The organism is Streptomyces sp. NPDC060028, from assembly GCF_042736725.1.
In the GTDB taxonomy this organism is placed as follows: Bacteria; Actinomycetota; Actinomycetes; order Streptomycetales; family Streptomycetaceae; genus Streptomyces.
Genome location: NZ_JBHWVJ010000143.1, coordinates 1 through 10844, shown reverse-complemented (window position 1 = coordinate 10844; position 10844 = coordinate 1). Strand labels below are relative to the sequence as shown.

The 10844-nt window shown below is 73.5% G+C and carries 8 protein-coding genes; 2 read left to right on the top strand and 6 right to left on the bottom strand.

Annotated elements, in window-relative coordinates:
* Positions 1–46: 46 nt before the first annotated feature.
* Positions 47–1630 (bottom strand): bifunctional phosphoribosylaminoimidazolecarboxamide formyltransferase/IMP cyclohydrolase, encoded by a 1584-nt coding sequence (gene purH / locus ACFWBF_RS36285; RefSeq protein WP_385609111.1) that lies wholly within the window; start codon positions 1628–1630, stop codon positions 47–49.
* Entirely contained in the window at positions 1627–2250 is a 624-nt protein-coding gene (gene purN / locus ACFWBF_RS36280; protein ID WP_385609110.1) for a phosphoribosylglycinamide formyltransferase, read from the bottom strand. Before purN ends, purH begins: the two co-directional genes overlap by 4 nt.
* A gap of 254 nt (positions 2251–2504) precedes the next feature.
* Between purN and ACFWBF_RS36275 the strand changes: the two genes are divergently transcribed.
* Positions 2505–3170 carry a hypothetical protein gene (locus ACFWBF_RS36275; RefSeq protein WP_385609109.1) on the top strand — a complete coding sequence of 222 codons (666 nt, stop codon included), beginning with the start codon at positions 2505–2507 and terminating at the stop codon, positions 3168–3170.
* A gap of 14 nt (positions 3171–3184) precedes the next feature.
* Here the strand turns inward: ACFWBF_RS36275 and ACFWBF_RS36270 are convergent, their stop codons facing one another.
* Positions 3185–4792 (bottom strand): DUF6350 family protein, encoded by a 1608-nt coding sequence (locus ACFWBF_RS36270; RefSeq protein ID WP_385609108.1) that lies wholly within the window; start codon positions 4790–4792, stop codon positions 3185–3187.
* A 119-nt stretch (positions 4793–4911) separates the two neighbouring features.
* On the opposite strand from ACFWBF_RS36270, the gene ACFWBF_RS36265 reads away from it, so the two are divergent.
* A complete protein-coding gene (locus ACFWBF_RS36265; protein ID WP_385609107.1) occupies positions 4912–6648 on the top strand; it encodes a helix-turn-helix domain-containing protein in 1737 nt (578 codons plus the stop codon).
* A gap of 78 nt (positions 6649–6726) precedes the next feature.
* Here the strand turns inward: ACFWBF_RS36265 and sucD are convergent, their stop codons facing one another.
* From sucD to ACFWBF_RS36250, 3 genes are all read right to left on the bottom strand, one after another.
* On the bottom strand, positions 6727–7614 hold the full coding sequence (gene sucD / locus ACFWBF_RS36260) for a succinate--CoA ligase subunit alpha (protein WP_385609106.1): 888 nt from the start codon (positions 7612–7614) through the stop codon (positions 6727–6729).
* A 21-nt stretch (positions 7615–7635) separates the two neighbouring features.
* Positions 7636–8814 (bottom strand): ADP-forming succinate--CoA ligase subunit beta, encoded by a 1179-nt coding sequence (sucC, locus tag ACFWBF_RS36255; protein WP_385234756.1) that lies wholly within the window; start codon positions 8812–8814, stop codon positions 7636–7638.
* Positions 8815–9161: 347 nt separating this feature from the next.
* A complete protein-coding gene (locus ACFWBF_RS36250; protein ID WP_385609112.1) occupies positions 9162–10280 on the bottom strand; it encodes a VWA domain-containing protein in 1119 nt (372 codons plus the stop codon).
* Positions 10281–10844 lie beyond the last annotated feature (564 nt).

Here is a 10844-nt window from a genome sequence, read left to right as displayed (position 1 = left end):
GTCCCGCAGTCTGCGGGACGCGGCCTTCGCCGTTGCCGGGGGGAACTCAGTGGAAGAAGTGCCGGGTCCCGGTGAAGTACATCGTCACGCCCGCCGCCTTCGCTGCCTCGACGACCTGCTCGTCACGGACCGAACCGCCCGGCTGGACCACGGCCTTGATGCCCGCGGCCGTCAGGATCTCCAGGCCGTCCGGGAACGGGAAGAACGCGTCCGAGGCGGCGTACGAGCCCTGCGCGCGCTCGGCGCCCGCCCGCTCGACGGCCAGCTTCGCCGAGTCCACGCGGTTGACCTGGCCCATGCCGACGCCGACCGAGGCGCCGTCCTTGGCGAGCAGGATCGCGTTGGACTTGACCGCGCGGCAGGCCTTCCACGCGAAGGCCAGCTCGGCGAGCTCCTCGGCGGACAGCGCGTCGCCGGTGGCGAGGGTCCAGTGGGCCGGGTCGTCGCCCTCGGCCTGGAAGAGGTCGCTCTGCTGGAGCAGCGCGCCGCCGCTGATGGGCTTGAGGTCGCCCGGCTGGTGCGGGGTGCCGTCCACCTTCAGGACGCGGATGTTCTTCTTCTTGGCCAGGATCTCGACCGCGCCGTCCTCGTAGGAGGGGGCGGCGATGACCTCGGTGAAGATCTCCGCGACCTGCTCGGCGAGCTCGACGGTCACCGGGCGGTTGACGGCGATGACGCCGCCGAAGGCCGACAGCGGGTCGCAGGCGTGCGCCTTGCGGTGCGCCGCGGCGACGTCCTTGTCCACGGCGATCCCGCACGGGTTGGCGTGCTTGATGATCGCGACGCAGGGCTCTTCGTGGTCGAAGGCGGCGCGGCGCGCGGCCTCGGTGTCCACGTAGTTGTTGAAGGACATCTCCTTGCCGTGCAGCTGCTCGGCGTTGGCGAGCCCGCCCGGCCGGCCGTCCGTGTAGAGGGCCGCGGCCTGGTGCGGGTTCTCGCCGTAGCGGAGGGTGGACTTGCGCTCCCAGGCGCCGGCCAGGAACTCGGGCAGCACGGCCTCGGGCTCCGGGGCGTACGCGTTCGTGAACCAGGAGGCCACGGCGACGTCGTACGCGGCGGTGTGCTGGAAGGCCTCGGCCGCCAGCCGCTTGCGCGCGGTGAGGTCGAAGCCGCCGCCCTGGGCCGCCGCGATCACGTCGGCGTAGCGGTCGGGGCTGGTCACGACGGCCACCGAGGGGTGGTTCTTGGCCGCGGCGCGGACCATCGACGGGCCGCCGATGTCGATCTGCTCGACGCACTCGTCCGGGGTGGCACCCGACTGGACGGTCTCCAGGAAGGGATACAGGTTGACGACGACCAGGTCGAAGGGCTCCACGCCCAGCTCGGCGAGCTGGTTGCGGTGGTCCTCCAGGCGCAGGTCGGCGAGGATGCCGGCGTGGACGCGCGGGTGCAGGGTCTTGACCCGGCCGTCCAGGCACTCGGGGAAGCCGGTCAGCTCCTCGACCTTGGTGACGGGCACACCGGCCGCGGCGATCTTGGAGGCGGTGGAGCCGGTGGAGACGAGCGCGACGCCCGCCTCGTGCAGGCCGCGGGCCAGCTCTTCCAGTCCCGTCTTGTCGTAGACACTGACGAGCGCACGCCGGATCGGCCGCTGGGTCGTGGTCGGGTCGTTGCTCTCTACGGCGGTCACTGGATTGTTACCTTTCGTCCCTCAATGTGGTAGCCGTGCCGGGCCAGGCGCCCCACGACATCGACGAGCAGATCGCGCTCGACTTCCTTGATGCGCTCATGGAGAGCGGCTTCGTCCTCTTCCTCACGGACCTCGACGACACCCTGGGCGATGATCGGACCGGTGTCCACGCCGCCGTCCACGAAGTGGACCGTGCAGCCGGTGACCTTGGCTCCGTACGCGAGGGCGTCCCGTACGCCGTGCGCACCGGGGAAGGCCGGCAGCAGCGCGGGGTGGGTGTTGATGAACCGGCCGCCGAAGCGGTCGAGGAACTCCTCGCCCACGATCTTCATGAACCCGGCCGACACGACGAGGTCCGGCGCGTGCGCGGCGGTCGCCCCGGTGAGGGCGGCGTCCCATTCCTCGCGGCTGCCGTAGGCCTTGACCGGACACACGAAGGTGGGGATGCCCGCCTTCTCGGCCCGCTCCAGGCCGACGATGTTCTCGCGGTCGGCCCCCACGGCGACGACTTCGGCTCCGAAGCCCTCGGCTCCGCCGGGGTGGGCGTCGATGGCGTCGAGCAGGGCCTGGAGGTTGGTGCCGGAACCGGAGACCAGCACGACCAGGCGGGAGGCGGCCATGGGGAGGCCCTTTCTCGCGGGAACTCGGGAACTCGCGGGGAATGCGGCGTTCGTCTTGTGTGGTCATACGAAACTTCGGGTCACCGATATACGGGGGACCATACGAAGCCACCGACCGCCTGCAACGATACCGGCACACCGGACGGCCCCCGAGGGACGGGGGGACGGCCGGGCGGTAGCGTCTGGCATACAAGCCGCAAACAGGCCGCCGACGTCCCCAAGACGTCCATGACACAGGGGAAGAAACACACCCGATGCCGGACCGCCGCCAGCCTGACCCCTCGACCGACGACAACCCCTTCGCGGCTCCCCCGGAAGGCCGGCCCGACCAGCCCTGGCAGCCGCGGGGCGGGGGTGACGGCGACCGGCAGGGACCGGGGCAAGGCCCCGGGTCCGGGCCCGGGTCCGGGCCCGGGCCGGGCTCCGGCGACGGCGGACCGGCGCGGTGGGACCCGACGGATCCGGTCCAGCGGCGGGCGCGGTACGCGCTGCTGGCGGGCATGTGGGGCTTCTTCTTCGGGATCTTCGGGATCCCGTCGGCGGGGCTGCTGCTGGGCGCACTCGCGCTGTACTGGGGGATCAGCGCGCTCCGGGGCGTGCCGGCGCCGGCCGCCGCGACGAGGGCTTCCGTGGACGACGTGGAAGGCGTCGCGCCGGCCGTGACGCCGGCTCCGGCGTCGGCCCAGGGCGGGCTGGCGGCGCTCGGGGCCGCCGCCCGGCCTCAGCGCACGGCGGCGGTGAGCGGCCTGGTCACCGCTTCGCTGGCGGTGCTGCTGGCGCTGAGCTCGTACGCGCTGCAGTTCGCGTACAAGGACTTCTACGTCTGCCGCGACGACGCCCTGACGAAGACGGCGGAGCTGCAGTGCAACGACCTGCTGCCGGACAACTTCATCGGCAAGATGCTCAAGGTGCAGCGGTAGCGGAGCCCGTCCGATCAGACCTGGTCCGCATCGCCGCCGGGCTTTCGGCGGGACAGCACCCGGGCGCCCGTGACCGTGGGGACCGGCGGGGGCGGGGGCGGGGCCGCGGGCGGCTTCGCCGGGAGGGGGATCGGGGTCAGGTCCAGCCTCAGGCCGGGCAGGACGGTCACCGTCCGGGGCGGCTTGGGCGGTGGCGCCGGCGCCACCGGTGGGGCGGCCGGGGTGCCCACGGGCTCCGGTGTGTCCACACGCACCGGTGTGTCCACAGGCTGGGGATCCGGCGCGGGTTCGGGCCTCGCGGCGGGTTCCGCCGACGCGAAGTCGGGGATCAGGGTGCCCGCCGCGCGGCGCAGGGCCGCCCAGCGGACCTCCCGTACGCCGCTGTCGTGCCACTCGTCGTCCTCGGCGGCGGCCAGGCCCGGGGCCGGCCGGTTGCGCCAGGCGTGCACGGCCACCGCCGCCGGGACCGCGAGCGCCAGGCTCCACCCCAGGGCCGCGGCGCCCGTCTGCCACCACACCGGCCCGAAGTTCGCCAGCCCCCGCGAGCCCATCGGCCCCGCCGAAGCCGCCGCCAGCCCGGTCGTCGCCAGCCCGCAGACCAGTGAACCCAGGGCCGCGGTGAGTGCGGTCTCCCCGTACGAGACCTCGCGCGCCCGGCGTACCGCGAACCAGCCCACCGCCAGCCCGGCCGCCACCGGCACCACGGCCGCGGCCCAGGTCAGCGGCGTGCCGGGACCCGCCGGCGGCAGCGCTGCGAGCAGCGGGAACCGGGGCAGCGCGGGCGAACCGCCGAAGCCGAGCGGGGTGGCGGCGGCGCCCGCGCCGAGGGCGAAGCCGGGGCCGAGGGCGTAGGACGCGCCCCAGACCATGGCGTTCGGGATCAAGGCGAGGGCGAGCAGCAGTACGGCGAAGCGGCCCGACCAGACTCCGGTGAGCGACAGGAAGGACCCCTGCACCTCCGCTCCGTGCCAGGCGAGCGAAGCGCCGACGAGCAGGGCCCCGCCGCCCAGGAGCACGAGGGTTCCGCCGGCTCCGGCGCGCAGCGCGAGCGCGTAGCGGGGCCGCCTGGCCCAGCCGGGCAGCGGCCCGAGGGGGCGTCCCCGGGCCTCCCACGCCCCGCCGGCGGCGGCGAGCGTGGCGACCAGCGGGAGGTGCCAGGCCGCGCTGAGCGGGTCGGCGGGCATGGGGCCGCCGGCCGCGTACACGGTGGCCAGGGCGCCGACCCCGAGGTACCCGCACAGGACGGCGGAGAAGACTACGCTCGTGGACAGCTCCTCCTCGCCGTTCTCCCCGGGGCCGCTCCCGAGGCGGGCCGCGCGGCGGATGAGCAGGGCGGGCAGGGCGACGAGCAGGAGCGGGGTCACGCCGACCGGGGCCGGCACCCCCGAGAGGGTCTCGTACCTGATCAGCTCGGTCCCGTGGGCGAGCAGCCACAGCCCGGCGGCCAGGTGCAGGGCCCCGCCGGGGCCGCTGTCGGGGTACGGGGAGCTGATCCACAGCACGATGACGAGCACGGCGAGGAAGCCGAGCCCGAGTCCGGCGGCCACGGCGCCGCCCAGCACACAGGCGGCGGCCCGCGAGGCCGTCGGCAACGGGGTCCCGCGTTCGGTCACTTGGGTCACCCCGCCATGGTGCCAACGACACGCGCTATGGGCGGGTAACAGGCGAATGTCCGTGGTGTCGCTCAATATACGCTTATGTACTTTTTTGCTCAGGGCGTCCGGGTCGCGGGGAGTGTGGCATGACACAAAACGTCACGGAGCCCGGCCTCCCCACCCCGAAGGACCGCCGGCGCCTGCGCGAAGCGGCGGACCTGACGCACGAGCAGATCGCGGAAGCGGTGGGCGTCACCGCAACCACCGTCCGCTCCTGGGAATCCGGCCGCACGGACCCCCGGGGCCGCAAACGCGAGGCCTACGCCGAACTCCTCTCCCGCCTGGCCACGACCCCGCCCCCGGCCCCCGCACCGCCGGATCCCCCTGACATGGCCACAGCGCCGAGCGCTGCCGAAGCGTTGACGCCCGCCGCCGGGGCTCCCGAAGCGGCCCGCGCGCCCAGCGCTGCCGAAGCGGCGGCGCCCGTCCCCGCGGGTCCCGAACCGGCCCCCGCGCCCAGCGCTGCCGAAGCGGCGGCGCCCGCCGCCGGGGGCCTCGAAGCGGCTCCCGCGCCGAGCGGTCCCGAAGCCTTGGCGTCCGCCGCCAGGGGTCCCGAAGCGGCCCCCGCGCCCAGCGCTGCCGAACCCTTGGCGTCCCCCACCGGGGGTCCCGAAGCGGCCCCCGCGCCCAGCGCTGCCGGTTCGGCGCCGACGCCCGGGAGCCGCGTCACCGCCGCCACGCCCCGCGCCGGCGAACCGGCGGCGCCCGCGCCGTCCCCCGCGATCTCCGGTGACCCCGAGGCGGCGCCTGCCCCAGGGGGGCCCGGCGCGGCGGCCGCGTTCGACGGTTCCGCGGTGGCGCCGGCTCCCGCCGGTCCCGAAGGGACCCCCGCGTCCGGGGCGGCCGCCGCCGGGGCGACCGGTACCGCCGGGCCCGCGTACTCCGTACAGCCCTCGGCCCTGACGGCCCACCAGACGCCCCCCGCCGCCGGGTCGGGCACGTGCGGCGGCGCCCCCGCCCCGCAGCCGGAGCAGCCCACCGCGGAGGCGGAGCCGCAGCCCACCGCGGAGGCCTCGGCGGCGACGGCCTTCGACCTGCTCTACGCCCGCACCGCCGGCGCCCTCGCCCGCCAGGCCTACCTGCTCACCGGCCGCCGCGCCCTCGCTCTGGAGTCCGTCGAGCGGGCCTTCCACCGGGCCTGGCAACACTGGCCCGAGGTCGCCACCGACCCCGACCCGGTGGGCTGGGTGCGCTTGGTGACGTACGAGCACGCCCTCTCCCCCTGGCACCACCTCCGCCGCACGCACCGGCATCCCGACCGGCCCCCGGCCGACCCCGCCGACCGGATCCTGCTGGACGCCATGCTCGCGCTGCCGCCGGCCCACCGCCGTACGGTCCTGCTCTACGACGGTGTCGGGCTGGACCTCCCCGACACCGCCGCCGAGACCGAGGCCACCACTCCCACGGCCGGCGGCCGCCTGGTCCACGCCCACGAAGAGCTCGCCGAGCTGCTCCCCGAACTGGCCGCCGTAGCGCCCGAGAAACAGTCCGCACTGCTGCGCGCACGGCTGGGGTCGCTGCGCCCGGCCGTACCGCTCCAGCCGCGCCCGGCGGCCGAGGTACGCACCGCCGGCGAGCACCGCATCCGGGTGTGGACCCGCGCCGCCCTCGGCCTGACGGCGGTCATCGCGGCCGCGACGGCGTACACGGCCGCGACCGCCCCCACCAGCTTCGTTCCGCCGGAGTCCCCCGGCGCGAGCGTCTCCGGCGTACCGCCGCTCAGCGGCCCCCAGCAGCTCACCGACGCGGGACGGCACCTGCACGACAAGCTGCGGGGCGATCCGTCCGCCGGAACCGCCCGCATCCATCCCAAGGGCGAATAGCCGAACGGGCGCACACGCGAACGGGCGTGGCCCGCACCCCCTCACAGGGTGCGGGCCACGCCCGTCACTGCACGATTACTACCGGGCGGCGAGGATCTCGCGCGCCAGCTTGGCCGTCTCGGTCGGCGTCTTGCCGACCTTGACGCCCGCGGCCTCGAGGGCCTCCTTCTTGGCCTGTGCGGTGCCGGAGGAACCCGAGACGATCGCGCCGGCGTGACCCATGGTCTTGCCCTCGGGGGCGGTGAAGCCCGCGACGTAACCGACGACCGGCTTGGTGACGTTCTTCGCGATGAAGTCCGCCGCACGCTCCTCGGCGTCGCCGCCGATCTCGCCGATCATGACGATCAGCTCGGTGTCGGGGTCGGCCTCGAACGCCTCGAGGGCGTCGATGTGCGTGGTGCCGATGACCGGGTCGCCACCGATGCCGACGGCGGAGGTGAAGCCGATGTCACGCAGCTCGTACATCATCTGGTAGGTCAGCGTGCCGGACTTCGACACGAGACCGATCTTGCCGGGCTTGGTGATGTCACCCGGGATGATGCCGGCGTTGGACTGGCCGGGGGTGATCAGACCCGGGCAGTTCGGGCCGATGATCCGCGTCTTGTTGCCCTTGGCGGTCGCGTACGACCAGAAGGCGGCGGAGTCGTGCACCGCGATGCCCTCGGTGATGACGACGGCCAGCGGGATCTCGGCGTCGATCGCCTCGACCACGGCGGCCTTGGCGAAGGCCGGCGGGACGAAGAGGACGGAGACGTTGGCGCCCGTCTTCTCCATCGCCTCGGCGACCGAACCGAAGACCGGGATCTCGGTGCCGTCGAAGTCGACGGTCGTGCCGGCCTTGCGCGGGTTCACGCCGCCGACGATGTTGGTGCCGTCAGCCAGCATCAGCTTGGTGTGCTTCATGCCCGTGGCACCGGTCATGCCCTGGACGATGACCTTGCTGTCCTTGTTGAGGAAGATAGCCATGTGAGTCTGTGACCTCTGCCCTTACTTCGCAGCCGCGAGCTCGGCGGCCTTGTCGGCCGCGCCGTCCATGGTGTCCACGCGCTGGACCAGCGGGTGGTTGGCGTCCGAGAGGATCTTGCGACCCAGCTCGGCGTTGTTGCCGTCGAGACGGACGACCAGCGGCTTGGTGACCGCCTCGCCCTTGTCCTCGAGCAGCTGCAGCGCCTGGACGATGCCGTTGGCGACCTCGTCACAGGCGGTGATGCCACCGAAGACGTTGACGAAGACGGACTTGACGTCCGGGTCGCCGAGGATGATCTCGAGACCGTTGGCCATGACGGCGGCGGAGGCGCCACCGCCGATGTCCAGGAAGTTGGCGGGCTTGACGCCGCCGTGGTTCTCGCCGGCGTACGCGACGACGTCGAGGGTGCTCATGACGAGACCCGCGCCGTTGCCGATGATGCCGACCTCACCGTCGAGCTTGACGTAGTTGAGGTTCTTCGCCTTGGCGGCGGCCTCGAGCGGGTTCGCGGCCGCGTGGTCCACGAACTCCTCGTGGCCCGGCTGGCGGAACTCGGCGTTCTCGTCGAGCGAGACCTTGCCGTCGAGCGCGATGACGTCACCGGAGGCGACCTTCGCGAGCGGGTTGACCTCGACGAGGAGCGCGTCCTCGGCGATGAAGGTCGCCCACAGGGTCACGAGGACCTCGGCGACCTGCTCGGCGACCTCGGCCGGGAACTGCGCCAGGGCGACGATCTCGCGGGCCTTCTCGATGGTCACGCCCTCGTTGGCGTTCACCGGGACCTTCGCGAGCTTCTCGGGGGTCTCCTCGGCGACCTGCTCGATGTCCATGCCACCCGCGACCGAGGCCATGGCCAGGAAGGTGCGGTTGGTGCGGTCGAGGAGGTAGGAGACGTAGTACTCCTCCAGGATCTCCGGAGCGGTCTCGGCGATCATCACCTTGTGGACCGTGTGGCCCTTGATGTCCATGCCGAGGATGTCCGTCGCACGGGCGACGGCCTCGTCCGGGGTGGCGGCGAGCTTGACGCCACCGGCCTTGCCGCGGCCGCCGACCTTCACCTGCGCCTTGACGACCGACTTGCCGCCCAGCCGCTCCGTGGCCTCGCGCGCCGCCTCAGGCGTGTCGATCACTTCACCGGCCAGCACCGGTACACCGTGCTTGGCGAAGAGGTCCCTCGCCTGGTACTCGAACAGGTCCACGCGCGTCCGTCCCTTGTCTTCAAAGATTCGCAGTGATTCGCGGTTGTCTGCTATCTGCGTGGGCGTGCCGCGGAGGGCAACGTGACGGCGCTGTCACAAGGGGAGCGCACACGGTGACCGTGGACGCGGCATGTCCGTCCCGCAGGTTATCCCCGTGGGACGTTGGTCCCTAAATCGCAGATCACACCTGAGCGGTGATACCTGTCACAGATCGCCTCACGGTTGAACTGCATCTTCGTGTGATCTGCCGATGTACGGGGGCCCTGGTCGGGACTCCGGCGGCGGTCGGCCGGGTGCTCGGTCGGGGGTCGGCCGGGGGCTCGGTGGGGGGCTCGGCCGGGGCTTGGTCAGGGCACCGGGAGCGGGCGCTTCTCCAGTGCCGCGGCCATTACCTCCGGGAACAGGTCGGGGGTGCAGGCGAATGCCGGGGCGCCCAGCGCGGCGAGGGCCGCGGCGTGTTCGCGGTCGTAGGCCGGGGCGCCCTCGTCGGACAGGGCGAGCAGGGTCACGAACTCCACGCCCGCGCTCTTCATCGCCGCGACCCGCTTGAGCATTTCGTTGCGTATGCCGCCCTCGTAGAGATCACTGATCAGGACCACGACGGTGTCGGCGGGCCGGGTGATCTTCGACTGGCAGTAGGCGAGGGCGCGGTTGATGTCGGTGCCGCCGCCGAGCTGGGTGCCGAAGAGCACGTCGACGGGGTCGTCCAACTGGTCGGTCAGGTCGACCACGGCGGTGTCGAAGACGACCAGGCGGGTCGCGATCGAACGCATCGAGGCGAGCACCGCCCCGAACACGGAGGCGTAGACGACGGAGGCCGCCATGGAACCCGACTGGTCGATGCAGAGGATCACCTCCTTCTTCACCGCCCGCGCGGCCCGGCCGTAGCCGATGAGCCGCTCCGGCACGACCGTGCGGTGCTCCGGCAGGTAGTTCTTCAGGTTCGCCCGGATGGTCCGGTCCCAGTCGATGTCGTGGTGGCGGGGGCGGCTGATCCGGGCGGACCGGTCCAGCGCGCCGGTGAGGGTGGCCCGGGTGCGGGTCGCGAGCCGCTTCTCCAACTGTTCGACCACCTTGCGGACCACGGCCCGCGCCGTCTCCTTCGTGGTCTCGGGCATCGCCTTGTTGAGGGAGAGCAGGGTGCCGACCAGGTGGACGTCCGGCTCGACGGCCTCCAGCATCTCCGGCTCGAGGAGCAGCGCGGACAGGCCGAGCCGGGCGATGGCGTCCCGCTGCATGACCTGGACCACCGAGCCGGGGAAGTACGTACGGATGTCCCCGAGCCAGCGCGCGACCTTGGGCGCGGACCCGCCGAGCCCGGCCGCCCGCTCCCCCGACGCCTTCCGGGACCCGGTGGCCCCGTCCCCCTCTCCCCCGTACAACGCCCCGAGCGCCGCGTCCATGGCCGCGTCCCGCCCACCCAGCACGCACCCGGTCCCGTCCCCCTCTCCCCCGCCCAACACCATCCGCCACCGCCGCAGCCTCTCGCCCCCGGCGGCGTCCGCAGCACCCCCGGCGGCGCCCCGCGGCTCGCCCCCGGCGGAGTCCACGCCAGACGCCGCGGCGCCCCGCCCACTGCCGTCCGCCTCCGCACCGACACCGCCCGACGCCCCGGCCTCGTGGGGCACCGCCCGGTTCTCCGTACTCGCCATCTGTCCATCCCCCTGCACTAGTCACGTCCGGCGACCCACGCCACCGACCCGCTCCACCTCATGTCCACCGACCCACGAGCCCTGCCGACCCCCGTCCAGCCCGCCAGCCCATCCAGCCCGCCTGGCCCGCCTGGCCCGCCGCCTGCTCAGGCAGCCTGCCGACCCGCCAGCCCTGCCGGCCCACCCAGCCCGCCGGCCCATCCAGCCCCGCCGGCTTGTGCAGCCGCCCGCCTATGCAGCCCGCCGGCCCATCCGGACCACCGCCCCCCGTCCAGGCCGCCGGACCACCTGCCTGGCCGGCCCAGGCAGCCCGGCCGGCCCCCGCCCTTGCCGGGGGCCGGCCCGCCGCCCGTTCAGCCCCGCCGGCGTTTGAGGCGC

Excerpts from the sequence above, each read along its gene's own strand:
- purN (WP_385609110.1), bottom strand. The coding sequence starts at position 2,250 with ATGGCCGCCTCCCGCCTGGTCGTGCTGGTCTCCGGTTCCGGCACCAAC.
- ACFWBF_RS36275 (WP_385609109.1), top strand. The coding sequence starts at position 2,505 with ATGCCGGACCGCCGCCAGCCTGACCCCTCGACCGACGACAACCCCTTC.
- ACFWBF_RS36265 (WP_385609107.1), top strand. The coding sequence starts at position 4,912 with ATGACACAAAACGTCACGGAGCCCGGCCTCCCCACCCCGAAGGACCGC.
- sucD (WP_385609106.1), bottom strand. The coding sequence starts at position 7,614 with ATGGCTATCTTCCTCAACAAGGACAGCAAGGTCATCGTCCAGGGCATG.
- ACFWBF_RS36250 (WP_385609112.1), bottom strand. The coding sequence starts at position 10,280 with ATGGTGTTGGGCGGGGGAGAGGGGGACGGGACCGGGTGCGTGCTGGGT.